This is a genomic window from Crossiella sp. NPDC003009, from assembly GCF_053591555.1.
Map to the genome: position 1 here is coordinate 23,391 of NZ_JBSFUA010000056.1, position 26,726 is coordinate 50,116.

Annotated in this window: 9 protein-coding genes; 5 read left to right on the forward strand and 4 right to left on the reverse strand. The window is 72.2% G+C overall.

The annotated features are described in order from the left end of the window. Window positions 1–263 precede the first annotated feature (263 nt). The 3 genes from entS to panD are packed head-to-tail and all read left to right on the forward strand — an operon-like array spanning window position 264 to window position 2,262. Entirely contained in the window at window positions 264–1,547 is a 1,284-nt protein-coding gene (gene entS, locus ACWDY5_RS36085; RefSeq protein ID WP_449726609.1) for an enterobactin transporter EntS, read from the forward strand. Between the two features lie 42 nt (window positions 1,548–1,589). After that, complete coding sequence (locus ACWDY5_RS36090) at window positions 1,590–1,802, forward strand: MbtH family protein (RefSeq protein ID WP_305884042.1); 213 nt, start codon at window positions 1,590–1,592, stop codon at window positions 1,800–1,802. A 37-nt stretch (window positions 1,803–1,839) separates the two neighbouring features. Continuing rightward, complete coding sequence (gene panD, locus ACWDY5_RS36095; RefSeq protein WP_449726610.1) at window positions 1,840–2,262, forward strand: aspartate 1-decarboxylase; 423 nt, start codon at window positions 1,840–1,842, stop codon at window positions 2,260–2,262. Between the two features lie 99 nt (window positions 2,263–2,361). On the opposite strand, the gene ACWDY5_RS36100 is transcribed toward panD, so the two are convergent. The 4 genes from ACWDY5_RS36100 to ACWDY5_RS36115 form a co-directional block, all read right to left on the reverse strand. Continuing rightward, a complete protein-coding gene (locus tag ACWDY5_RS36100) occupies window positions 2,362–3,231 on the reverse strand; it encodes an iron-siderophore ABC transporter substrate-binding protein (RefSeq protein ID WP_449726611.1) in 870 nt (289 codons plus the stop codon). A 141-nt stretch (window positions 3,232–3,372) separates the two neighbouring features. Continuing rightward, window positions 3,373–4,359 (reverse strand): iron-siderophore ABC transporter substrate-binding protein, encoded by a 987-nt coding sequence (locus ACWDY5_RS36105; RefSeq protein WP_449726612.1) that lies wholly within the window; start codon window positions 4,357–4,359, stop codon window positions 3,373–3,375. A gap of 141 nt (window positions 4,360–4,500) precedes the next feature. Next, window positions 4,501–13,914, reverse strand: coding sequence for an amino acid adenylation domain-containing protein (locus ACWDY5_RS36110; protein ID WP_449726613.1), 9,414 nt, complete (start codon window positions 13,912–13,914; stop codon window positions 4,501–4,503). Next, a complete protein-coding gene (locus ACWDY5_RS36115) occupies window positions 13,911–21,260 on the reverse strand; it encodes an amino acid adenylation domain-containing protein (RefSeq protein ID WP_449726614.1) in 7,350 nt (2,449 codons plus the stop codon). The genes ACWDY5_RS36110 and ACWDY5_RS36115 overlap by 4 nt, the downstream gene beginning before the upstream one ends. Before the next feature lie 122 nt (window positions 21,261–21,382). On the opposite strand from ACWDY5_RS36115, the gene ACWDY5_RS36120 reads away from it, so the two are divergent. After that, on the forward strand, window positions 21,383–24,811 hold the full coding sequence (locus ACWDY5_RS36120) for a non-ribosomal peptide synthetase (protein WP_449726615.1): 3,429 nt from the start codon (window positions 21,383–21,385) through the stop codon (window positions 24,809–24,811). Window positions 24,812–24,818: 7 nt separating this feature from the next. Beyond that, window positions 24,819–26,438 (forward strand): (2,3-dihydroxybenzoyl)adenylate synthase, encoded by a 1,620-nt coding sequence (locus ACWDY5_RS36125; protein WP_449726616.1) that lies wholly within the window; start codon window positions 24,819–24,821, stop codon window positions 26,436–26,438. Window positions 26,439–26,726: the final 288 nt, after the last annotated feature.

Below are 26,726 nucleotides of genomic sequence, written 5' to 3' on the forward strand. Positions count from 1 at the left end.
CCGACTCCAATGGCGGAAGGAGCTCGAGGATTTTCCGAGGTGGTCAACAATGCTGCTGATCAGGGTGGTTGTCATCCTCCGAAGGAACTACATCCCATGATCGGCCCTGATTCCTGTGGAAAGCGCTCTCATTTGTTCCTCCCCGCTGAAAAACGCCTGGTCGGCGTCATCCGTCACTTCGACTAACGAGCGGGGTGGGCCGAGGGGAACGCAACCGTTCGCAGCGGTTCCTGGCTTAGGCAAGCCTAAGGTAAGTTCCGAGGGTGCGACTCGGACAGCTCGTCATCGACACCGCCCCGCTGCGCAGCAGCCCACCGTTCCGGCTGGTGTTCGCCGTGCAGGTGATCGCCATGGTGGGCACCAACCTCACCGTGGTCGCGGCCAACCTCCAGGTCTTCGCGCTGACCCGCTCCTCGCTGCAGGTCGGCCTGGTCAGCCTGGCGCTCGGGGTGGCCCTGCTGTTCGGGCTGCTGGCCGGCGGCGTGCTGGCCGACCGGGCGGGCAAACGGATGATCATCGTGACCACCCGGCTCGGCATGGTCGCGGTGCTCGGCGTGCTGGCCTGGAACTCCGCGCTGCCCGAACCGAGCCTGACCGTCATCTACGTGACCGCGGTGCTGGCCGGACTCGTCAACGGCCTCGGCGCGCCCGCGCTGATCGCGGCCACCCCCGCCCTGGTCGGCACGGACAACCTGGCCGCGGCCGGCGCGCTGACCGCGATCACCACCCAGATCGGCGCCATGGTCGGCCCGCTGCTGGCCGGGTTCATCGCCGAGGCCTGGGGTCTGGCGGTGTGCTTCGCCATCGACGCGGCCACCTTCCTGCTCGGCGCGCTGCTGCTGGCCTTCCTGCCCAAGCTCGGCCCGGACGGCTCGGCCGAGCACGCCCACCCCGTCCGCTCCATCGCCGAGGGCTTCGCCTTCCTGCGGCAGAGCCGGGTGGTCACCGGCCTGCTGCTGATCGACGTGTTCGCGATGGTCTTCGCCATGCCGTACGTGCTGTTCCCGGAGATGGGCCTGGCGGTCTTCGGCGGCGAGTTCGCCACCGGCCTGCTCTACGCCGCCCCCGCGGTCGGCGCCTTCCTGGCCGCGCTGACCAGTGGCTGGACCGCGACCGTGCGGGCCTCCGGCAAGGTGCTGATCGGCTCGGTCCTGTTGTGGGGCCTCGCGGTGATCGGCTTCGGGCTGAGCCCCGCGCTGTGGCTGGCGCTGCTGTTCCTCGCACTGGCGGGCGCGGCGGACACCATCTCGGAGATCCTGCGCCGCACCCTGTTGCAGCACTACACGCCGGAGCGGCTGCTGGGCCGGGTGGGCAGCATGTGGCTGGCCCAGGCCACCACCGGCACGGCGGCGGGCAACGCGGTGATGGGCGGGCTGTCCCGCGTGCTCGGCTCCGGCATGGCGCTGGTGACCGGTGGCGCAGCCTGCGTGGTGGGCGTGGTCGGCATCGCGATCGCCTTGCCTGAGCTGCGCAAAGCCACGCTGAGCGGACCGAGCGCGGAGGAGTCCGAACGCGTCACAGAAGGTTGCAAGGTTAGCTTTACCTAACCTAGGCTTCAGCTGTTCGGACAGTCGCGCAAGGAGTTGTGGATGAACCCGCTGGACGACGAGAACGGCACGTTCTACGCCCTCGTCAACGAGGAGGGCCAGTACTCGCTGTGGCCGGTCTTCGTGGACGTGCCCGCCGGCTGGACGATCGCCTTCGGCAAGGACACCAGGGCCAACTGCCTGGAGTTCATCGAGCGGACCTGGACCGACATGCGCCCGAGGAGCCTGGCCGAGGCCATGCGCGCGGCCGACTGACCCAGCCACTGACGTTCGCGAAGAGGAGAGCGCCAAAGTGCGGCGTACGTTGATGAACGGCAAGATCCACCGGGCCACCGTGACGCAGGCCGACCTGCACTACGTCGGCTCGGTGACCATTGACGCCAACCTCATGGAAGCGGCCGACATCGTCGAGGGCGAGGTCGTGCACATCGTCGACATCACCAACGGCGCCCGCCTCACCACCTACGCCATCACCGGCGAGCGGGGCAGCGGCGTGATCGGCATCAACGGCGCGGCCGCGCACCTGGTGCACCCGCAGGACATGGTGATCATCATGTCCTTCGCGGAGTTCACCGAGGAGGAGCGCGCGGCGCACGTGCCGCACGTGGTGCACGTGGACGCCGACAACCGGATCATCGCACTGGGCAGCGACCCGGCCGAGCCGGTGCCGGGCAGCGAGCAGCGCTCCGGCCGCGTGGTCGCCGCCGCGCACTGAGGACTCGCGGACGACACCGGTTCGGGGCCGGTGCCGAACGCCACCGAGGGCGGTCACCCGGGGTGCGGGTGACCGCCCTTCACTTGTGCGGCAACGGGATCAGCCGCCGGCGGCGGTGCGCAGCTTGGGCAGCACCTCGGTGATCAGCCAGGGGATGTTGCCCGGGGTCGGCGTGCGCAGGGCGTGGAAGGCCAGGCCGTCCAAGGAGATCCGGCCGCCTGCCTTGACCACGCGCAGGTTGCGGAACAGCGGGTTGGACTCCACCTCGCGCTCGTTGTCCGCCGAGCCGTCGTAGTTGATCAATAACAGGTCCACGTCCAGCTTGTCGTACTGCTCGGCGCTCAGCTCGGCCGCGAAGTTGCCGGGAAGTGCTTGCAGGGACTCCGGAATCCGCAGCCCGAACGCGCCGAGCTGCACCCCGGCCGGGTCCTTCGGCTCGCGCAGCGCGTACAGCTTGCCCGCGCCGGCGGCCTGGGCCATGGTGGCCCGTTTCCCTTGCAGCGCCGGGTTGTCCGCCCGGGTCTTGGCCAGCGCGGACTCGGTGCCGACGACCAGCTTGTCCGCCTCAGTGGACTTGCCAACCGCCTTGCCGACTTGGCGGGTCACCGCCTGCCAGCCGTCCTGGTAGGCGCCGAGCTCGAACGCGGTGGTCGGCACGAAGGCGCTCAGCCGCGCGTAGTACTTCTCCAGGTAGTAGTCGGTGTTGGCCAGGACCAGGTCCGGTTGCAGCTTGAGCACCTGTTCCGGGTCGAACCCGTTGTCGCCCGCGGTCAGCAGTTCCGGTGTGGCGCCGTTGAGCTTCGCCTTCGCCCACGGGGTGATGCCGCTGGGGTGCTCGTTGGACCTGGGCATGCCCACCGGCGTGATGCCCAGTGCCAGCAACGCGTCCTGGTCCACCTCGCCCAGCACCACGATCCGCTTCGGCGTCGCCGGGATCGTGGTGGTGCCGAGCTTGTGCGTCAGCGTCACCGGGTATCCGGCCGCCGCGGCAGGTGGGGGCGCCTCTGGCGCGCTGCTACACCCTGCCGCAACGACAAGGGCCGCGCTGACGAGCAGCGCGGCCCCGTTCCTGATCGCTGTGCTGGAAAGGCTCACCAGCTCAGTCTGGCATCAGGCGGTCGTCTTCTTCACCGCCTCGGACAGCTTCGGCACCATCTTGTCGATGGCCCACGGCACGCCCAGCGCGGACGGGTTGCGGATGGCGTAGAACTCGGGCAGGTCGACCACGATGTTGCCGCCCTTGCTGACCACCTTGAGCTTCTTGAACAACGCGTTCTGCTCGACGTCCTGCTGGTGCTGCTTGTTGTCGTTGTAGTAGGTGATCAGCACGCTCTGGTCCAGCAGGTCGTACTTCTCCGCACTCAGCTCGACCGCGAAGCTCTCCCCTGGCAGCTGCTGGATGGCGGGCGGCATGCTCAGGCCGAACTCGCCGAAGAGCTTGCTCGCGGAGTCCGCTGGCGACTTGAGCACCATGATCGTGCCCGTCTGCCCGGTGACGCCGAAGGCGAAGGTCTTCCCGCTCAGCTCCGGGTTGGACTTCTTCACGCCCGCGATCTTGCCCTCGACCTCAGCGACCAGCTTCTCCGCCTCGGCCGACTTGCCGACGGCCTGGCCGACCTGGCGGGTCACCTGCTGCCAGGTGTCCTCCACCGGACCGGTCTGGAAGGCCGTGGTCGGCACGATGTCGTTGAGCTTCTTCCAGTACTTGTCGATGTAGTAGTCGTAACCGGCCAGGATCAGGTCCGGTTCGAGCTTGAGGATCTGCTCGACGTCAAAACCGTTGTCCCCCGCGGTCAGCAGCTGCGGGGCCGCGCCGGTGATCTTGGCCTTGCTCCACGGCGAGATGCCGTCGGCCATGCCCGTCTTGACCGTCGCGATCGGCTGGATGCCCAGCGCCAGCAACGCGTCCTGGTCGGTCTCACCCAGTGTCACGATCCGCTTCGGCGCGGACTTGATGGTGGTGGTGCCGAGCTTGTGCGTGATGGTGATGGGGTATCCCGGCGCGGCACCGGCCGACGTGTCCTTCGGGGCGCCGGTGTCACCGCCGCCACCGCACGCGGACAGGCCCAGCGCCAGGGCCGCGCCCACCGCGAGCATACGAACGAGCCGACTCGACGACCTGTGCGTTCGCGTCGTCATACGGAGGTCCTTCTTTCGTAGTGAGCCGATTAGGTTAGCCAACCCTAATCCACTGGTGCGGTCGATCGATCACGGGACTGTCCGCTAGTGGTAACGGAACTACTCCACTTCCTCCAGCGCGGCGGTGAGCGCCGGGCCGAAGACCGCCACGGCGTCCGGGGACAGCAGCTCGTCGTGCGGGTACGGCAGCACCCGGTCATCGATCTTCCCCGCCACCTGCCCGGCCCAGCTCGTCGCGCCGGTCCCGGTGGACCCCTCGGCGCTGAACAACAGCAGCATGCCCCGGTGGGCGGGGTAGACCTGGCCGGGCAGCAGCCGGTCGTGCACCGTCCAGGCCCGGACCAGCGCCTCGGTGGTCGGCTCGTCCGCGCTCAGCCGCAGCCGGTCCCTGATCTGCCCGGCGTCGAGCGGCTCGTCCGGCGGCAGCGCGGGGTCGGCCGGCTGGGCGTCGAGCACCGCGAGCAGCGCGACCTGTTCGCCCTCGGCCTGGAGCAGTCCGGCCACGGCGTGCGCGAGCTGGCCGCCGAAGGACCAGCCGAGCAGGTGGTACGGGCCCTGTGGCTGCACGGTGCGGATCCGCCGCAGGTGTTCGCGGGCCAGCGCGTCGAAGCTGTCCACGGTCTCCCCGGCCACCACGGGCGACTGGAGGCCGTAGAGCGGCCGGTCCTCGTCCAGGTGCGGCACCAGCGCGGCGTAGGGCCAGGCCAGGCCGAAGCCGGGGTGGATGGCGAACAGCGGGGCCTTGCCGCCCTCGGCGCGCAGCGCGAGCAGCCCGGCCAGCGCCGGGTCGGCGCCGTCGGCCGCGCCGAGGCGTTCGGCCAGCGCGGCCACCGTGGGGGCGGCCATCACCGCGCCGACGGAGACCCCGTCGACCCCGGCCGCGCGGATCTGGCTGACCAGCCGCATGGCCAGCAGCGAGTGCCCGCCCAGCTCGAAGAAGCTGTCGTCCACGCCGACCTTGGGCACGCCGAGCACCTCGGCGAACACCTGGCACAGCACGGCTTCCCGCTCGGTGCGCGGTCCCCGGCCGGAGCCGCGCGCGCCGAAGTCGGGCGCGGGCAGCGCGGCCCGGTCGAGCTTGCCGTTGACGGTCAGCGGCAGCGCGTCCACCGCGATGAAGGCCGAGGGCACCATGTAGGCGGGCAGCCGCTGCCCGGCCCACTCGCGCAGCTCGGTCTCGCCCGCCGTGCCGACCAGGTAGGCGACCAGCCGCTTCACCCCGGCCAGTTCGCTGTCCACGGCGAGCACCGCGACCTGCCGGACACCGGGGTGCTCGGCCAGGGTGGCGTCGATCTCGCCGATCTCCACCCGGTAGCCGCGGATCTTGACCTGGTCGTCGGTGCGGCCCAGGAAGTCGATCGTGCCGTCGGCGCACCAGCGGACCAGGTCGCCGGTGCGGTACATCCGCTCACCCGGCGCGCCGAAGGGGTTGGCCACAAAGCGTTCCGCGGTGAGCGCGGCCCGGTCCAGGTAGCCGCGGGCCAGGCCGACCCCGGCGATGTAGAGCTCACCGGCCACGCCCGGCGGGACCGGCCGCAGGTACTCGTCGAGCACGTGCGCCCTGGTGTTCCAGATCGGGCGGCCGACCGTGGGCAGGTCCCGGTCGGTGGTGCCGCCGCCGAGGGTGTTGATGGTGTATTCCGTTGGGCCGTAGAGGTTGTAGCCCAGCACACCGGGGGTGTCCCGCAGGGTTTCCCACACCTGGTTGGACACCGCCTCGCCGCCGAGCAGCACCAGCAGCGGGCGGTGGCCGGGGTCCTGGTCGAGCAGACCGGCTTCGATGAGCTGCTGGCAGTAGGTCGGGGTCACGTTGACCACGTCGATGAGGTGCTCATCGCAGTAGGCGGTGAGCGCCTCGGCGTCCCTGCGCAGCTCCTCGTCGCACACGTGCACCTCGTGGCCCTCGACCAGCCAGAGGAGCTCTTCCCAGGACATGTCGAAGGAGAAGGACACGGTGTGCGCGATGCGCAGCCGCCGCCCGGCTTCGGCGACCACCGGGTCGAAGATCGCGGCCCGGTGGTTGAACTGCATGTTGGTCAGCCCGCGGTAGGGGGTGACCACGCCCTTGGGCTTGCCGGTGGAGCCGGAGGTGTAGATGACGTAGGCCGGGTGGTCCAGGCTGAAGACCGGTCGTTCCTCCGCGCTGAGATCGTTGCCGGACAAGGCGTTCAGCTCGTCCTCGGCGGTGTCCAGCAGCACCGCCGGCGCGGCCGTGGCGGGCAGCGTGGCGGCGACCTCGGTGGTGCTGACCAGGCACACGGCCCGCGCGTCGGCGAGCATGAAGGCCAGTCGCTCGGCGGGGTAGTCCAGGTCCAGTGGCAGGTAGGCGGCACCGGTCTTGAGCACCGCGAACAGCGCGGCCACCATGTCGGCCGAGCGCGGCAGGCCAAGGGCCACCACGGTTTCCGGCCCGGCGCCCCGGTTGCGCAGCAGGCGGGCGATCCGGTTGGCGCGCTCGTTGAGCTGCGCGTAACTCCAGCGGACCTCCCCTGGCAGCCCAGGGTTGGCCACCAGGGCGGAGGCGGCCGGGGTGCGCGCGGCCTGCTGTTCGAGCAGGTCGGCGATGGTGAGCTCGGGGAAGGCACGGCCGGTGTCGTTCCAGGCGGCCAGGCGGGCGCCTGCCGCGCCGAGCACGTCCAGCTCGCTCATCCGCAGCTCGGGGTCGGCGGTGACCCGGTCGAGCAGGTCGAGCAGCCGGTCCAGCAGGGTGGCCGCGGTGGCCTGGTCGAACAGGTCGGCCGCGTACTCCACGTCCAGGCCCATGCCGTCGGTGTCCGAGCCGTAGTCGCGTAGCACGAAGTCCAGGTCGAACTTGGCGGTCGGCGGGTCGAAACGGCCGTCGGCCACGGTCAGGCCGGGGAAGCTCGCGCCGCCGGTGCCCTGGTTCTGGTAGCCGACCATCACCTGGAACAGCGGGTTGCGGGAGAGCGTGCGGGTCGGGTTGAGCGCCTCGACCAGCCGGTCGAAGGGCAGCTCGGCGTGGCTGAGCCCGGCGATGTCGGTGTAGCGGACCCGGTCCAGCAGCTCGCCGAAGCTCGGGTTGCCGCTGACGTCGGCCCTGATCACCAGGGTGTTGACGAAGAACCCGATGAGGTCGTTGAGCTGTTCGTTGTCCCGGCCGGCCGCCGGGCAGCCCAGCGGGATGTCCACGCCGCCGCCGTAGCGGTGCAGCAGCGCGGCCACCGCGGTCTGGAACACCATGAACACGCTGGCGTCCCGGCTCCTGGCCAGCCGCCGCAGCCGCACCGCCAGCTCGGGGCCGATGTGCCGTTCGATGGTCTCGCCCTGGAAGCTGGCCACCGCGGGGCGCGGCCGGTCCAGCGGCAGGGACAGCTCCTCCGGGATGCCGGCCAGCGCCTGCCGCCAGTACGCGAGCTGCTTGCTGTGCAGGCTGTTCGGGTCCTCCGGCGAGCCGAGCAGGGCGCGCTGCCAGAGCGCGTAGTCGGCGTACTGCACCGGCAGCGGGGCCAGTTCCGGCGCCTGGCCGGCGTGCCGGGCGGCGTAGGCGGTGGTGAGGTCCTCGACGAAGGGCCGCATCGACCACTCGTCGAAGGCGATGTGGTGGAACACGGCCAGCAGCACCGAGTCCTCGGCGCCGAGGGAGAGCACGGCCAGCCGGACCGGGTGGCCGGTGGCCAGGTCGAAGGGCTCGGCGATGGTCGCGGCCACCGCGGCGTCCAGCTCGGCCTCGCTGACCGCGGTTACCGTGACCCGGGGATCGATCTCGGTGACCGGCAGGATGCGCTGGTACGGCGTGCCCTCGTGCAGTTCGATCACCGTGCGCAGGCTCTCGTGCCTGGCCAGCACATCGCCGAAGGCGGCGCGCAGCGCGTCCAGGTCGAGCACGCCGGTGAGCCGGATGCCGGTGGGCACGGTGTAGGCGGCGCTCGCGGTGTCCAGCTGGTCGAGCAGCCACAGTCGCTGCTGGGCGAAGGACAGCGGGACCCGCGCCGGCCGCTGGCCCGTGGCGAGCACCGGGACCGCGGAGCGGGGCGCGCTGCCCAGCGCCTTGGCGGCCAGCTCGGCCACGGTGGGCGCGGTGAACAGGTCCCGGATGGCCAGCTCCACGTCCAGCGCGGTGCGGGCCTTGCCGATCAGCCGGGCGGCCAGCAGCGAGTGGCCGCCGAGGTCGAAGAAGTTGTCGTGCACGCCGACCTTGGGCACGCCGAGCACCTGGGCGAACAGCTCGCACAAGGCTTCCTCGGTAGGGCTGTCGGGCGCGCGGCCGCCACCGGCGCCCGCGGCCAGGTCGGGGCTGGGCAGGGCGCGGCGGTCCAGCTTTCCGTTGGTGGTCAACGGCAGCCGCTCCATGGTGACCAGCGCGGCAGGCACCATGTAGTCGGGTAGCACCGTCTTGAGGTGCTCGCGCACCCTGGCCACCAGGCCGGTGTTGTCGCGGGCCGCCGACGGGTTGTTGGCGTAGCCGCTCAGCGCGGCCCTGCGGGTGCGGGTGGGCGCGTAGGCGTCCAGCAGGATCTCGTCGGTGGCCAGGGTGAACACCGCGTCGAAGCTGCCGTCGGTGGTGTCGGACCAGGTGAGCAGCAGCCGGTAGCCGGTCCGCTCGGCCAGTTCGCACAGGGCCTCGGGTTCCACCCCGGCGGCGGTGTCCGGGCGCAGCAGGCGCTGGGCGACCGCGATGGGCGATCCGGCCTCCAGCGCGCGCTGGGCGGCGACCTCGGCGGTGAGGCGGGCGTTGGGGATGCGGGTGACCCGCAGCGAGTCCGGTCGCTCGGCCAGCCGGGAGACCAGGTCCACGGCGCTGTCCCACACCAGCTTTGGACAGTCCACAACGGACAGTGCGTCCGCGCCTGCCTTGCGCAGCACCACGTCGTAGCGGTGCCGGGACAGCTCGTTGTGCATGTGCCCGCGCTTGATCCGCAGGTCCGCGCCGGCCAGCGTGGGCAGGTGGTCGGACAGGGCGGTGAAGTAGTCCGGGTCGACCAGCAGCTCCTTCTCCAGCAGCACCGCGCGCTCGATCGCCTTGCGCAGCGCGGCCTCCTCGGTCCCCTCGCCGGTGCGGCCGAGCTGGATCGCGGTGTGGAAGGTGCGGGCCAGCCGCAGGTTGCGCACATCGCCGATGAACAGCGCGCCGCCGGGGGCGAGCAGGTCCATCGCCTTGCCGATGACCTCGGTGAGGTAGTCGACGTTCGGGAAGTACTGGATCACCGAGTTGATCACGATGGTGTCGAAGTGCCCGACCGGCAGGCCGTCGGTGTCGTGCGCGGCCCGCACGCTCAGCTCGACCTTGGCGGCCAGGTCCGGGTCGGCCAGCAGGTCCCGGCGCAGCTTCTCGATCACCGGGGCGGCGAAGTCGCAGGCCCAGTAGGACTCGGTGTGCTGGGCCAGGCCGGAGAGCAGCAGGCCGGTGCCGACGCCGATCTCCAGCAGCCGCTTCGGCTTGAGCTCCAGGATGCGTTCCAGGGTGGCGGCCCGCCACTCGCTCATGTCGGTGAACGGGATGGGCGCGCCGTCGTAGCTGCTGTCCCAGCCCGCGTAGTCCTCCTCGAAGACCGCGGTCGGGATCTCGGTGTACTCGTCGCTGTAGATCTGCCGCCACTCGGCGATCTGCTCGGCCTCCACCTCGGCGCGGATGTCCTCGTCGGTGGCCTCGGCCGGCACCAGGTAGCCGAGAAGTCGTTTCACGCCGGGAAGATCGGTGTCCGCGGCGATCACCGCGGCCTGGGCGACCTCGGGGTGCGCGGCCAGCGCGCTCTCCACCTCGCCGATCTCCACCCGGTAGCCGCGGATCTTGACCTGGTCGTCGGTGCGGCCCAGGAAGTCCAGGTTGCCGTCCTGCCGTTCGCGCACCAGGTCGCCGGTGCGGTACATGCGCTCGCCTTGCGCGCCATAGGGATCGGCGATGAAGCGGTCCGCGGTGAGGCTGGGGCGCTTGAGGTAGCCGCGGGCCAGGCCCACGCCGGAGATGTACAGCTCACCGGGCACGCCCACCGGGACCGGGCGCAGGTAGGCGTCCAGGATGTAGGCGCGGGTGTTCCAGATCGCCTTGCCCACGGTGGAGGTCGCGCTGTCCTCGGTGCCGCCGCCGAGGGTGTTGATGGTGTATTCCGTTGGGCCGTAGAGGTTGTAGCCGAGCACGCCCGGGGTGTCGCGGAGGGCGGACCAGACCTGTTCGGAGACGGCCTCGCCGCCGAGCAGCACCAGCACCGGGCGGTGGCCGGGGTCCTGTTCCAGCAGCCCGTTGTCGATCAGCTGCTGGCAGTAGGTCGGCGTGACGTTGATGACGTCGATGAGGTGCCGGTCGCAGTAGGCGGTCAGCGCCAGCGCGTCCCTGCGCATGTCCTCGGTGAGCACGTGCACCTCGTGGCCCTCGACCAGCCAGAGCAGTTCTTCCCAGGACATGTCGAAGGAGAAGGACACCGTGTGCGCGATCCGCAGGCGTCGTCCGGCCTGCGCGACCACCGGGTCGAAGATGGCCACCCGGTGGTTGAACTGCATGTTGGTCAGGCCGAGGTAGGGGGTGACCACGCCCTTGGGGCGGCCGGTGGAGCCGGAGGTGTAGATGACGTAGGCCGGGTGCGCCAGCCGGTGCGGGTCGGTGCGGTTGAACCCGCGCCGCTCGGCGTCGGCCAGGTCCGTGCCGGGCAGCGCGTCCAGCTCGGCGGCGATCTCCGCGGAGTCCAGCAGGACGTGCGGGATCTCGGTGTGCGGCAGGGTCGGGTCGACGTCCACAGTGGACAGCACGTAGAGCGGCACGGTGTCGGTGAGCATGAACTCCAGCCGGTCGGCCGGGTAGTCCAGGTCCAGCGGCAGGTAGGCGGCACCCGTCTTGAGCACCGCGAACAGCGCGGCCACCATGTCCGAGGATCGGGGCAGGCCAAGGGCCACCACGGTTTCCGGCCCCGCGCCGTGCTGGACCAGCCAGCGGGCGATCCGGTTGGCCCGCTCGTTCAGCTCGGCGTAGGTGTGGGTGGTCTCGCCGAAGACCAGCGCGGTCGCCTCGGGCGTGCGTGCGGCCTGCTGCTCCAGCATGTCCGCGATGGTGATGTCCGGCACCGGGTTGGCGGTGCTGTCCCAGCCCGCGCGCAGCAGCGCCAGCTCGTCGCCGACCAGCACGTCCACCGCGGCGCAGGAGGCCTGCGGGGTGTCGGCCAGTGCGGTGAGGATGCTCAGGTAGCGCTCGGCCAGGCGCTCGATCTCGGTGCGGCTGAACACATCCCGGTGGAACATCACCCGCAGCTCGGTGGTGACGCCGGGGTTGACCACCATGGTGACCGGGTAGTGCGTGGCGTCGAGCACCTCGTGGTCGCGCACCCGCAGCGAGCCGTCCGGCCCGAAGCCGCGTTCCTTGGACGGGCGCGGGAAGTTCTGGAACACGAACAGGGTGTCGAACAGGGTGCCGATACCGACCAGGCCCTGCACGTCGGTGAGCCCGAGGTACGGGTAGTCGAAGAGCTCGGCCTGCTCCTCCTGCACCCGGCGCAGCACCGACTCCAGCGGGTCGGTCGCGCCCAGCTGGACTCGCACCGGCACGGTGTTGAACAGCAGGCCGACCGTGGTCTCCACACCGGCCACGTCGGGGTGGCGGCCGGAGACCGAGGCGCCGAAGACCACGTCGTCGCGGCCGGTGAGCCTGCCCAGCAGCATCGCCCACGCGGTCTCGTACAGCGTGCTCGCGGTGACCCCGGACTCGCGCATCCGCTTGGCCAGCCGGGCGGCCAGGTCGGCTGGCAGTTCCAGGTGGATCTCGTCCGCGGCGGTGAGGTCCACCGCGCGGCTGTCCGCGCCGGGCGCCAGCAGGGTGGGCTCGGTGAGGCCGTCCAGGTTGCGCCGCCAGGCCGCCCGGGCCTGGTCGTGGTCCTGCGCGGTGAGCCAGTGCAGGTAGTCCCGGAACGGGGTGGCCGGCCGGGCGGCCTCGGCGGCCGGGTCGGTGTAGAACTCCAGCAGGGTGCTCAGCAGCAGACCGCCGGACCAGCCGTCCAGCAGGATCAGCTCGGAGGTCATCACCAGCCGGTGCTCGCCCGCGCCGACGGTGGCCAGGCCGAAGCGGATCAGCGGCGGCCGGTCGGCGTGGAAGGGCCTGGACCGCTGCTCGGCGACGAAGGCCTGGAACGCGGCATCGTCCTGAGTGGACAGATCGGCGTACTCGAACGGGGTGTCGAACCCGGCGGGGATGAACTGCACGGCGGGGGCGTCGTCGGCGGTGGCGAACCCGGCGACCAGGTTGGGGTACTTGGCCAGGGACAGCCGCACCGCCTCGCGGAAGCGGTCCGGGTCCAGGGTGCCGGTCAGGTGCAGCACGGCCTGCTGCACGTAGACGTCCCGCTCGGCGCCGTCGAGCATCAGGTGGAAGAGCAGGCCCTCCTGCAACGGCGAGAGCGGCAGCGCCTCCACCGCGCCGGGCGGCAGCGCGACCGCGGGCGCGGCGGCGGGCTCGTGCGCCAGCAGTGCCTTGCCCCAGGCGGAGAGCAGCGCCTCGGCGTCGAGCTCGGGCAGCGCGGCCGGGTCCCAGGAGACCGTGGCGCGCACGCGCTCGCTGTTGCGGTCGAACCAGGCGCCGATCCGCAGCAGGTAACGCGCGGCGTTGTCCGGCACCGGCTCCCCAGCTCCGGGGTCCGGGTCGTCGCCGAGGTCGGTGATGCCGTACTCGATGAGGATCGCGGCCTCGGCCAGGTCGGCGAAGGTGGCCGAGGTGCTGCCGCTGAGGTACTTGGCCACGCCGAACTCGGTGGCCGCCGCGGCCTCGACCGCCACCGCGCGTGCGCCCGCACCGTCCACATCGGACAGCTCGCCCGGGCCGAACAGGACGGGGAACACCCGGCGCAGGTTGCCCAGCACACCGGGGCGGTCGCGGTCGGACTCGCTGACGTCCACCAGCAGGCCGTCGGTGGCGCCCAGGTGCGGGACCAGGTCGAGCAGCACCCGCGCGCGCAGGCCCTCGGTGACCGCCACCTCGTTCAGCGGCAGCACCCGCTCGACCGTGCGCTGCGGCCCGCTGGGCTCACCGTCGCTCACCCAGGGCGCGGCCAGGTCCAGCTCGTCGACCCGGTCGGCCAGCTCCAGCCACGGCTCCACCCGGTCGGCCAGACCCGGGTCGCGGGCCAGGGTGTCCAGCGCGGCCAGGTGCTCCCCGGTGCCGGAGGTGCTCGGCTTGCCACCGGCGAGCGCGGCGCGCAGGTCAGCGACCAGCACCGCCCAGCCCTCACCGTCCACATCGGACTCATGTGCGGCGACCACGAGCAGCCCGTCCCGCTCCGCGCCCCGGTCCACCCAGGCGGCGGCCAGCGCGGCGTCACTGTCGAGCGAGGCCGCGGTGCGCTGCTTCGCCTCGGCGAGCTCGGCGGCGGTCCCGGCCCAGCGCAGCTCGCCGCGGTGCCGCAGCACCTCGTGCGCCTCGATCACGGCGCGCACGGCGGCCTGCACCTCCGCCGCACCGCTGCCTGAGGGGCCGGCGACCACGCGCAGGGCGGGCGCGGGGGTGCCGGTGAACGCCTCGTCCAGCCAGGCGGCCGCCGGGGTGTCGGCGAGGTGGATCTGACCGGATGATGCGCTCAACTCTTCGGCTCCGATTCTGCTGGTGCGGTCACTGCGGCCGACCACAGCCCGAGCAGCGCGCTGGCGGCCGCCGGGTCGAGGTCGGGGGAGAACTGGAGGTCGAGCAGCACGCCATCCGCCCGGACCTGGTGGGTGGCCACGAGCACGCGCCCGGCCGGGAACAGCGGATCCGGCGCGCCGGCGCGCAGCAGCACCGCGGCGTCCCGGTGTCCGCGTAACGCCTTGGACCCGGCCCTGCTGGCGTGCCGGAGCAGGCCGAACTCGTGGCCGCGGTCGGCCCAGTAGCGCAGCTCCAGCTCGGTCTCCGCGCGCGGGGCGGCTGCGGCGGTGAAGGCGAACGGGTGGATGTGGCTCAGCGGCCCGACCGTGCCGGAGAGGTCACCGGCCGCGCCCTTCGCGCCGGTGCGCGGGTCTGCCTCGCGGTCGATCCGCAGCCGGGTCCCGTCCGCGCCGGACCAGGTGCGCAGCGCCTCGATGAAGGCCGCCGCCACCGTGTCCGGATCGGCTGCCACGGTTTCGCTGACCCGGCCGCCGTCGCTTGCTGCCAGTGCTGCGGCGGGAATCGGGTCGGTGGTCTCGTGCAGGGCGGCGGTCCACTCCGGCAGTGCGGCGGCCACCTCGTTGGCCTGCGCGGCCAGATGCTCGGTCCAGGCCCGGAAGGTGGTCGGCGGCGGGGGTAGCGTTTCCCCGGCCAGCACGGCGGTGAGCTCGTCCGCGATCAGTTCCAGTGAGGGCTGGTCCACCGCCAGCCCGTGCCCGGTCAGCGTGACGCCGTCCGGGGTCAGGTCGAGCCGGAGGGTGGCGCCCCTGGTGATGTCGACCTCGGTCAGGTCCGGCTCGCCGGGCTGGATCTCGGCCCGCCACAGGCGTTTGTTGCTCGGGTCCACCACCAGGTGCAGTGCCTCGTGCCGGGCCAGCACGGTGGCCGCGGCGGCCCGCAACTGCTCTTCGGTGGCCTCGATGGCCCTGGTGATGGAGACCAGCAGGCCGTTGACGCCCAGCTCGCTCTGCCGCAGCCAGTGCAGCAGCGGCGGCGGGGTCACCGGGCCGGTCGTGATCGCCGGGGGCGCGCACAGCTCGGCCAGCGCGGCCACCGTGCGGTGTTTGAACACCTCGCGCACCGACAGCGCCAGCCCGGCCTCCTTGGCCTTGGCCACCAGCAGCGCCGCGCTGATGCTGTCACCGCCAAGGCTGAAGAAGCTCTCGCGCACGTCCAGGGCAGCCAGGCCGAGCTGCTCGGCGAACAGCCGGGCCAGGGTGGCCTCGGTCGGCGTGGCCGGTTCGGTGGCCGCCGCGGCCTGCGGGGCGGGGTCGGGCAGCCGGGCGCGGTCGAGCTTTCCGTTGGGGTTCTTGGGGAACTCGGCCAGCGGCACCAGCAGCGCGGGCACCAGGTAGTCCGGCAGCCTGCCCGCGAGCCGCTCGCGCAGCACGGCCGGATCGGGCTCGGTGCCCGGCGCCGCGATGAAGTAGCCGATCAGCCGGAGCGCGCCGCCAGGTCCGGGCCGGGCAACCACCACCGCCTTGTCCACCTCCGGCTCGGCCAGCAGCGCGGCCTCGATCTCACCGGGCTCGATCCGGAAGCCGCGGATCTTGACCTGGCTGTCCGCCCGGCCGAGGAACTCGATCACCTCGCCGCGGCGGCGGGCCCGGTCGCCGGTGCGGTACAGCCGGGAGCCGGGCGGGCCGAAGGGGTTGGGCAGGAAGCGTTCCGCGGTCCGGCCGGGCTGGCCGAGGTAACCGCGGGCCAGTCCGTGCCCGGCCAGGTACAGCTCACCGGCCACCCCCGGCGGCACCGGCCGGAGCGCGTGGTCGAGCACGTAGGCCTGGGTGTTGGCCACCGGCACGCCGATCGGCACCGGGCCCGCGCCGGGGCTGCCGACCTGCGCGAGGCTGTCGCCCGCAGCCTCCGAGCAGCCGTAGAGGTTGACCAGCCTGGCCAGCGGCCAGCGCGCGGCCACCTGCCCGGCCAGCTCGGCGGAAAGCGCCTCACCGCTGGAGATCCAGGTGCGCACCGAGCCCAGCGTGCCCTCGGGCGCGGTGCGCAGCAGTGCGGAGAGCAGGCTGGGCACCACGGTTACCAGGTCCACCGCGTGCCGGTCGATCAGCTCGACGAGCGCGGCCGGATCGCTGACCGCGGCGTCATCGGCCAGCACCACGGTGTCCCCGGCGACCAGGCCGCCCAGCAGCTCGGTGGAGCCGTCGATGAAGCTCAGCGAGCTCTTCGCGATCCGCACCCCACCGGCCAGCTCCCGGCCCCAGTCCAGGCGGTTGGCCAGCGCGGTCTGGGTGCCTGCGACCGCCTTGGGACGCCCGGTGGAGCCGGAGGTGAACACCAGGTAGGCCGGATGCTCACCGTGGATCTCCACCGGTGGCCGGGCCGGCCCGGTGGCCTCCGGCGGGCAGGTGTCCGTGAGCCCGAACTCGGCGGCGAACTCCGGCCGGCACACCACCAGCGCGGGCCGCGCGTCGGCCAGCATCAGCTCGATGCGGTCCCGCGGGTAGCCCAGGTCAACCGGCAGGTAGGCGGCGCCGGTCTTGACGATCGCCAGCAGCGCCACCACCAGCTCCGCGGTGCGCGGCAGCGCCAGCGCGACGATCCGCTCCGGTCCGGCGCCCCTGGCCGCCAGCGCGTCCGCGAGCCGTTCGGCCCTCCGGTCCAGTTCGGCGTAGCTCAGCGACTCCGCGCCCGCCAGCACCGCGGTGGCTTCCGGGGTGCGCGCGACCTGCGCGGCGAACAGGGCGGCCGGGTCGGGCGCGGTCAGCTCGGTGGCGATGCCGGGCGCGGTCACGGCGGCCAGCTCGGCCCCGGTCATGATGTCCACTGTGGACAGTGCGCGGTCCGGTTCGGCCAGCGCGGTGCGCAGCAGCAGCTCCAGCCGGTCGATCAGGCGCTGCACGGTGCCGTGGTCGAACAGGTCCTTGGCGTAGACGGCGAACCCGTCCAGTCCGGCGGACTCGGTCTCGGTGAAGTACAGGTCCAGGTCGAACTTGACCCCGCCGGTGTCCGGCAGGAACGGCTGGGTGGTCAGGCCGGGCAGTTGGAGCTCCAGGTCGTCGGCGCGCTGGTGGATCAGCATCACCTGGAACAGCGGGTGCCGGGACAGCGAGCGCTCCGGCGCGACCCGCTCCACCACCCAGTCAAAGGGCACGTCGGCGTGCGCGAAGGCGTCCAGGTCGGTGGCGCGAACCCGGCCCAGCAGCTCGGTGAAGCTCGGGTCGCCAGAGAGGTCGGTGCGCAGCACCAGCGTGTTGGCGAACAGGCCGACCAGGGGTTCCAAGTCCGCGTCGCCGCGGCCGGTGATCGGCGAGCCGAGCGGGATGTCCGTGCCCGCGCCGAGTTTGCTCAACAGCGCGGCCAGCGCCGCGTGCAGCACCATGAACACGCTGGCGCCCTGCCGGGCCGCGAGCGCGCGCATCGAGTCCAGCAGCTCCTGGGGCAGCTGGAACTGGACCAGCCCGCCGCGGTGGCTGGCCTCCGCCGGTCGCGGCCGGTCGGTGGGCAGGGACAGCTCGGCAGGCGCGCCGGCCAGGGTCCGCGCCCAGTAGTCGAGCTGGCGACCGGCCACCGAGTCCGCCTCGGTGCGGACACCGAGGATCTCCCGCTGCCACACCGCGAAGTCCGCGTACTGCACCGGAAGCTCAGGCCAGCTCGGCTCCTGCCCGGCGGCCCTGGCGGTGTAGGCCTCGCCAAGGGTGGCCAGCAGCGGACCGAAGGACCACTCGTCCGCCGCGGAGTGGTGCAGCAGCAACACGAGCTCCCACTCCCGCTCGCCGGTCCGGGCCAGGCTCACCCGCACCGGCAGCTCGGTGTCCAGCCGGAAGGTGTGCTCAGCTGCCGTGCCGAGATCGTCCACAATGGACACCGAGAGCAGTTCACCGGCCTCGGCGGGGGAGAGGATCCGTTGCACCGGAAGGCCGTCCGGTCCTTCGATCAGCAGGGTGCGCAGCGCCTCGTGCCGGGTGACCACATCGCCGAAGGCCGCCCGCAGCGCGCCCAGGTCCACCGGCCCGCGCACCCGCACGCCCAGCGGCAGCCCGTAGGAGGTGGACGGGCCGCGCAGCTTCTCCTCGAACCACAACCCGGTCTGCGGGAACGAAGCGGGCACCACCTCGGGCCGCCGCACCTCGCGCACCGCTGGCCGGGTGTCCGTGGCCGAGGGCAGCCGGGCGGCCAGCTCGGCCACGGTCGGCGCGTCGAACAAGGCCCGCAGGTCCAGCTCCACCGACAGCAGGGCGCGCACCCGGCCGATCACCTTGGTGGCCAGCAGCGAATGCCCGCCCAGTGCGAAGAAGTCGTCGTCGATGCCGATCTTCGGCAGCCCGAGCACCTCGGCGAACACCCCGCACAACACCCGTTCCCGCTCATCCCGGGGGCCGCGGCCGGAGACCTGCGCGCCGAGGTCGGGCTCGGGCAGCGCGCGCCGGTCCAGCTTGCCGTTGACCGTGACCGGCAGCTCGTCCATGGCCACGAAGGCCGCCGGCACCATGTAGTCCGGCACCCGCTCGGCCACCCCGGCCCGTAGCGCCGCCAGGTCCACCTCGGCGGCCGGCACGAAGTAAGCGACCGGAAGTCCTTGGCGCACCACGACCACGCACTGCGCGACCTCGGCCTGCGCGGCCAGCGCGGCCTCGATATCGCCCAGCTCCACCCGGAAACCGCGGATCTTGACCTGGTCGTCTACCCGGCCGAGGCAGTCCAGGCTGCCGTCGGCCAGCCAGCGCGCCAGGTCCCCGGTCCGGTACATCCGGCTGCCCGCCGGGCCGTAGGGGTTGGCCGTGAAGCGCTCCGCGGTCAGGCCAGGCCGGCCCGCGTACCCGCGTGCCAGCTGGGTCCCGGCCAGGTACAGCTCGCCGGTGACACCCGGCGGCACCGGCCGCAGCCGCTCGTCCAGCACGTAGGCCTGGGTGTTGTGGAACGGCCGCCCGATCACCGGTGTGCCGGTCACCTCGGCCGAGGTGGCCCAGATGGTGGCCTCGGTGGGGCCATAGACGTTCGTCACCCGCGCGGCGACCGCGCGCAGCTCGTCCGCGGTAGCCGGGGGCAGCGCCTCGCCGCCGACCAGCACCCGCAGGCCGCGCAGCAAAGCCGGTTCCTGGGTCAGGATCGCGCCGAAGAGCGAGGGCGTGGCCTGGATGACGGTGGCCCCGGAGTCGGCGGCCAGCCTGGCCAGCCGGGCAGGGTCGCGCACGGCGTCCTTGGTGGCCAGCACCACCTGGGCGCCGGAGACCAGCGGCAGGTAGATCTCCAGGGCCGCGATGTCGAAGGCGATCGTGGTCACCGCGAGCAGCCGGTCGGACCCGGCGAGCGGCGTCAGATCGTCCATTGTGGACAGAAAGTTGGCCAGCGCGGAGTGCGGGATGGCCACGCCCTTGGGGCGGCCGGTGGAACCGGAGGTGTAGATGGTGTAGGCGAGCTGGTCCGGCCGCAGCCGCCCGTGCGGCTCCGCGTCCAGCGTGTCCCAGCCCGGCCGGTCCAGCACCAGCTGGTCAGGGCCGGGGACCCGGTCGGCCAGCGCGGCGGTGGTGAGCACGCAGGCCGCGCCCGCGTCGGTGATCATGTAGTGCAGCCGGTCGGCCGGGTGGTCGGCGTCCAGCGGCAGGTAGGCCGCGCCGGACTTGAGCACGCCGAGCAGCGCCACCACCAGCTCGGGGGTGCGCGGCAGCAGCAGCGCCACCACCGACTCCGCGCCGATTCCCTTGGCGCACAGGGCTGCTGCCAGTCGCTCGGCGCGGTGGTCCAGCTCGGCGTAGGTCAGGGTGGCCCCGTCCTCGCCGCGCACCGCCACCGCCTCCGGGGTGCGCCGGACCTGCGCCTCGAACCGGTCCACCACCGTGGTCTCCGGCACCACGCGCTCGGTGTCGTTCCACTCGGCGAGCTGGTGGAGCAGGTCTTCCTGTGGCAGCAGGGGAAGTGCGCTGATCGGAGTGTCCGGAGTGGACAGTGCGGCGGCGAGCAGGTGCTCCAGGTGGTCCAGCAGCCGACTGATCCGGTCCGCCTCGAACAGGTCCAGCCGGTAGGTGGCCTCCACCAGCAGCCCGTCCGGCCGCAGGAACGCCTCCAGCCACAGGTCGAACTGGGCGCCGTCGTTGCGGATGTGCTCCCAGTCCGACTCGATGCCCGGCAGGTCGAGGCCGCCGATGCGCTGGGCCAAGAACAACAACATCACGTCGAAGAGCGGACCGCGGCCGCGGCGGCGTTCCGGGCGCAGGTCGTCGATCAGCTTGTCGAAGGGCAGTCCCTGGTGGGCGAACCCGTCGGTGGCGGTGCGCCGCACCTGGCCGAGCAGCTCGCGGAAGGTCGGGTCGCCGGAGACGTCGGTGCGCAGCACCAGGGTGTTGCCGAAGTTGCCGACCAGGTGCTGGACCTGCGCGTGCCCCCGGTCCATCACCGCCGAGCCCAGCGGGATGTCGGTCGCCCCGGTGTAGCGCCGCAGCAGCACCGAACAGGCCGCCACCATGATCATGAACGGCGTGACGTTCTCACTGGCCGCGACCGTGCGCAGCCCCTGCGCCACCGCGGGGTCGAACCACTTCGCGACCAGCCCGCCGCGTTCGGAGCCACTGGCCGGGCGCGGGTGATCCGTCGGCAGGTCAAGGGGTTCCGGGGCGGGGGTGAGCTGCTCGCGCCAGTACGCCAGGTCGGCCTTGCTGCTCTCGGTCGGCCAGCGGGACTGCTCCCAGGCCGCGTAGTCGGCGAACTGCACCTCCACCGGCGGCAGCCCGCTGGGCTGGCCGGTGACCTCGGCCCGGTACAGCGCGGAGAGCTCGTGTGAGAGCACGCCCCAGGTGCCGCCGTCCCAGGCGATGTGGTGCACCACCAGGATCAGCGCCAGCTCCCGCTCGGCGAAGCGGAGCAGCGCCAGCCGGATCGACTCCTCTGCGGAGAGGTCGTAGGGCACCGCGGCCAGCCGCTCGGCCGCCGCCCGCCCGGCCGCGGCCCATTCGGACTCCGGCAGCGACGTGTGATCCGTCACGGGCAGCTCGACCCGGTAGTCCGCGGTGACCACCTGGTGCGCGGTCCCGTCGGCCTCGGCGAGGTAGCGGGTCCGCAAGATCTCATGCCGGTCCACCAGCGCTTGCAGCGCGCGGTGCAGCGCCGGCACGTCCACTGGGCCGGACAGCCGGACCAGCAGCGGCACGTTGTAGGTGGTGGAGTGCGGAAACGTCCGCTGGTGCACCCACATGCTCTGCTGCGCGAAGGACAGCGGGGTGCGCGCGGAGCGGTCCCTCGGGGTGATGCGGTCCGGTGACGAGTCCTCGGCGATGCCGGCCTTGGCCATCAGCTGGCGCATCAATGCGCGTCGCTTCGCTGCGGCGTCGGTCCGCGCGCCCGGTTCGTTCGTCATCAGTCGTTGTCCTCGGAGAGCGCGGGGAGCAGGGTCTATGAGGCTAACCTTGCTTAGGTTAGCCTTCCTTTTGCAAGAGGCCAGTGTGCCATGCAGCCTGGATCACAAGGGAGTACAAGCCCGTGCCGAGCAGCCCGACCGCCGATGACCTGCGCCGCGAAGTGGCACAACTGGTGGACCGCACCCCGGAGGAGCTCCAGGACGCGGACAACCTCATCGAGCTGGGGCTGGACTCGATCCGGCTGATGCGGCTGGCCGGGCAGTGGCGCAAGCGCGGCATCGAGGTGACCTTCGCCGAGCTGGCCGAGCGGCCGAGCCTGGGGGAGTGGTTCGACCTGCTCAGCGAGCGCCTCGCCCCGGCGGTTGCTCCTACCGCGCCCGCGGCCTCGGCGGCCCGGTTCGACAGCGCCGCGCCGTTCCCGCTGGCGTTGATGCAGCACGCCTACTGGGTGGGCCGTGGCGACGGGCAGGCCCTAGGTGCGGTGGCCGCGCACCTGTACGTGGAGTTCGACGGCGGAGACGTCGATCCCGACCGGCTGATCCCGGCGGTGCGCGCACTGGTCCAGCGGCACGGCATGCTGCGCGCCCGGCTCACCGACGACGGGCACCAGCGCATCCAGGACCAGCCCAGCGCTGACTCGCTCACCGTCGAGGACCTGCGGGAACTCGACGCGGCGGCGGTTGAGGCGCGGCTGGCGGAGCTGCGCGAGGCCTGGTCGCACCAGATCCTGGACATCGAGGGCGGGCAGGTCTTCGCCCTCCAGCTCACCCGGCCGCCCGGCGGGCGGACCCGGCTGCACGTGGACGTGGACATGGTGGCCGCGGACGCGCTCAGCTTCCGGGTGCTGCTGGCCGACCTCGCCGCGCTGTACCAGGGTGCCGAGCTGGCGCCGATCGACTACAGCTACCCGCAGTACCTGGCCGAGCGCGCGCCGCTGCGCCAGGACGCGTGGGAGAAGGCGCGCAGCTGGTGGCAGAGCCGCCTGCCCGAGCTGCCCGCCGCGCCCGACCTGCCGCTGGTGCCCGAACAGGACCGCGGCGACGCGCTGCGCACCGTGCGCAAGCACCTGTGGCTGGCGCCGGCGGACAAGCAGCGGCTGATCGAGCGCGCGCACCAGCACCGGATCACCCCGGCGATGGCGCTGGCCACGGTGTTCGCCGAGGTGCTCGCCGCGTGGAGCGGGCAGCCCAGGTTCCTGCTGAACCTGCCGCTGTTCGACCGGGAGAACACGCACGCCGACGTGGCCAAGCTGGTCGGCGACTTCACCGGCTCGGTGCTGCTGGACGTGGACCTGTCCGAGCCGCGTTCCTTCCTGGAGGACGCCCGGCGGCTGCAGGGCCGGATGCACACCGACGCCGCCTACGCCGACTACTCCGGCGTCGAGGTGCTGCGCGACCTCTCCCGCGCCAACGGCGAACAGGTGCTCGCCCCCGTGGTCTACACCAGCGCGCTCAACCTGGGCGAGCTGTTCGACGAGGCGGTCAAGAGCAGCTTCGGCGAGCCGGTGTGGATCATCTCGCAGGGTCCGCAGGTGTTGCTGGACGCGCAGGTCACCGAGGTCAACGGCGGTCTGCTGGTCAACTGGGACATCAGGGACGCGGCCTTCCCCGCCGGGCTGATGGACGCGATGTTCGAGGCCTACCGCACGCTGGTGCACTGGCTCGGCTCCGCTGACTCGGACTGGAACCAGCCGGTGCCCGCGCTGCTGCCGGAGTCCCAGCTGGCCGTGCGGGAGGCCGTCAACGAGACCGCCGCGCCGCGCTCCGGCCGCCGGCTGCACGAGGGATTCTTCAACCAGGCCAAGGAAACGCCGGACGCGCCCGCGGTGCTGTGGGGCGCTGACGGTTCGCTGAGCTACCGCGAGCTGGCCGAGCAGGCCCGCCGGGTGGCCGGGGCGCTGCTGACCCGTGGCGTCGAGCCGGGCGAGGCGGTCGCGGTCACCCTGCCCAAGGGGCCGGAGCAGATCGTGGCCGTGCTGGGCGTGCTCGCCGCGGGGGCGACCTACGTGCCGGTGAGCGTGGAGCAGCCGGCCGCGCGGCGGGAGCGGATCCACGCCCGCGCCGGGGTCCGGCTGGTGCTCGATGCCGACCGGCTGGCCGAGGCGCTGCGCGCGGAACCGGTGGAACCGTTGCTGGGCAACGAGGAAGTCCCCGCCTACGTGCTGTTCACCTCCGGCTCCACCGGCGAGCCCAAGGGTGTGGAAGTGCCGCACCGGGCCGCGATGAACACCATCGACGACCTCAACGCGCGCTTCGAGATCGGCCCCGCGGACCGCACGCTCGGGGTGTCCGCGCTGGACTTCGACCTGTCCGTGTTCGACATCTTCGGCCCGCTCTCCGTCGGCGGCGCGATCGTGCTGGTCGGCGAGAGCGAGCGCAGGGAGGCCGCGGACTGGGCCACCCTGGTGCGCGAGCGCGGGGTCACCATCGTCAACTGCGTGCCACCGCTGCTGGACATGCTGCTCAACGCGGGAAACCTGGGCGAGAGCCTGCGCCTGGTGCTGCTCGGCGGCGACTGGGTCACCGTCGACCTGCCCGGCCGCCTGCGCGCCCAGGCCCCGGCGGCCAGGTTCGTCGGCCTCGGCGGCACCACCGAGACCGCCATCCACTCCACCGTGTGCGAGGTCACCGGCGAGGTGCCCGGCCACTGGATCTCGGTGCCCTACGGCACTCCGCTGGCCAACGTGCGCTGCCGGGTGGTGGACGCGCGCGGCCGGGACTGCCCGGACTGGGTGGCCGGTGAGCTGTGGATCGGCGGCGACGGCGTGGCGCTGGGCTACCGCGGCGACCCGGAGCGCACCGCCGACCGGTTCGTCGTCCACAATGGACAGAACTGGTACCGGACCGGGGACCTGGGCCGCTACTGGCCGGACGGCACCCTGGAGTTCCTCGGCCGCCGCGACCACCAGGTGAAGCTGCGCGGGTTCCGGATCGAGCTGGGTGAGGTCGAGTCCGCGCTGGGCGCGCTGGACGGTGTCGGCCGGGCCATCGCCGGGGTGACCCGCGCCCCCGGTGCCGCCCTGGTCGCCGCGGTCGCCGCCAGTGGCGTCACCGGCGAGGAGCTGCGCGAGCGGGTCAGGGAGTCGCTGCCGCCGCACATGGTGCCCGAGCGGGTGCTGGTGCTGGAGGAGCTGCCGCTGACCGCCAACGGCAAGATCGACCGGCGCGCGGTGCAGAAGCTGTGGGCCGAGGAGGACACCGGCAGGCCGTTCGTGCCGCCGCGCACCGCGCTGGAGAAGGTCATCGCGGGCGTCTGGCACGAGGTGCTCGGCGGCGCGGAGTTCGGCCTCGACGACGACTTCTTCCAGCGCGGCGGCGACTCGGTACTGGCCACCACGATCGTCAGCAGGCTGCGCGAGGCGCTGGACACCACGGACGTCTCGGTGAAGCTGCTGTTCGCCACGCTGTCGGTGGGTACCATGGCCGCCCAGCTGGCCGAGCGGGAGAGCACCCCCGGCAGGCTGGCGCAGGTGGCCGAGATCTACCTGGCCGTGCAGGAGATGTCGGCCGATGAGGTCGAGGCCGAACTGTCCCGCACCGCAGGCGAATGAGGACAAGATGATCGAGAGTCAGTCCACATTGGACGGATTTGTGCCGTGGCCTGCCGAGTACGCCCAGCGCTACCGCGAAGCGGGCTACTGGCAGGACGTCCCGCTCGGCGAGCTGCTCCGCGACTGGAGCGCCCGCTACGCCGACCGGACCGCCTTGGTCGACGGCGAACGGCGGATCAGCTACGCCCAGCTCGACGCCGCCGCCGACCGGATGGCCGCGGGCCTGCGCGAGATCGGTGTGGGCCAAGGCGATCGGGTGGTCGTCCAGCTGCCCAACGTGGCCGAGTTCGTCGTGCTGCTCTTCGCCCTGCTCCGCCTCGGCGCGGTCCCGGCCCTGACCCTGCCCGCGCACCGCTCGCACGAGATCGGGCACCTGGCCGAGCTCTCCGAAGCGGTCGCCTACGTCATCCCGGAGACCTTCGGCGGCTTCGACTACCGCGGCCTGGCCCGCGAGGTGGTCGCCAGGGTCCCGTCGGTCAGGCACGTCCTGGTCCTCGGCGACCCCGGCGACATCGGCACCGCACTGTCCACAGTGGACGCGGAACCGGTCGACCTGCCCGAGGTCAACCCCGCCGACGTGGCCGTCCTGCTGGTCTCCGGCGGCACCACCGGCCTGCCCAAGCTGATTCCCAGGACGCACAACGACTACGCCTACAACGCCCGCGCCAGCGCCGAGGTCTGTCAGCTCACCCAGGACGACGTCTACCTGGTCGCCCTCCCGGTGGCGCACAACTTCCCGCTGGCCTGCCCCGGCGTGCTCGGCATCCTGGGCGTCGGCGGCACCGCGGTCTTCCTCTCCGATCCCAGCCCCGACAACGCCTTCCCGCTGATCGAGCGGTCCGGGGCCACGGTCACCGCGCTGGTGCCGCCGCTGGCCATGCTGTGGGGCCAGGCCACGGAATGGGAGGACGGCGACCTGTCCAGCCTCCGCCTGCTCCAGGTGGGCGGCGCCAAACTCGCCCCCGAACCCGCCAGGGAACTCCCGGGCCAGCTCAACTGCGCCCTGCAACAGGTCTTCGGCATGGCCGAGGGCCTGCTCAACTACACCCGCGCCAACGACAGCGAAGACCTGGTCAGCACCACCCAGGGCCGCCCCCTGTGCGCCGACGACGAGCTCCGCGTGGTCGACCCCAACGGCAACGACGTCGCCCCCGGCGAGACCGGCGAGCTCCTGGTCCGGGGCCCGTACACCATCCGCGGCTACTACCGCGCGGCCAAGCACAACGAAACCGCCATCACCCCGGACGGCTACTACCGCAGCGGTGACCTGGTCCGCCAGCTCCCCACCGGCCACCTGATCGTCACCGGCCGGGTCAAGGAGGTGATCAACCGCGGCGGCGAGAACGTCTCGGCCGAGGAGTTGGAAGAACACCTCCTGGCCCACGCCAACATCCGCCAGGTCGCGGTGATCCCGGTCCCGGACGACATGCTCGGCGAACGAGTCTGCGCCGTCATCGTCCCCGAAGGCGACGCCCCAGCCCTGCGCGACCTGAAGGCCTTCCTCACCGCGCGCGGCCTGGCCCAGTACAAGCTGCCCGACCTGCTGGAACTGGTCGACGACCTGCCGCGAACCGCCGTCGGCAAGATCGACAAGCGCGAGGTGGCAGCCAGGCTGACCAAGGCCTGACACAGACGAGGCTTCGCCCGGGGCACGGAATCCCCCCGGGCGAAGCCCGACCCAGGGCGCCGGGTTCGCAGCCGCAGGGCGAAGCCCGCGAACCAGGCGACGGGCTGGCTTTTAAAAAACCTGTCCGAAGTCTTGAGGTTCCCCATGCCCGTCAACCTGGAGAAAACGAACCACATCCCAGCCCACGGACGTTCACAGCAACCGCCGCCAAGGCCACGCAACGCAAGGGCGGCCGTGGGCTGGGATGTGGTTTGATTTCGGAGGGTTGACGGGCATGGGGAACCTCAA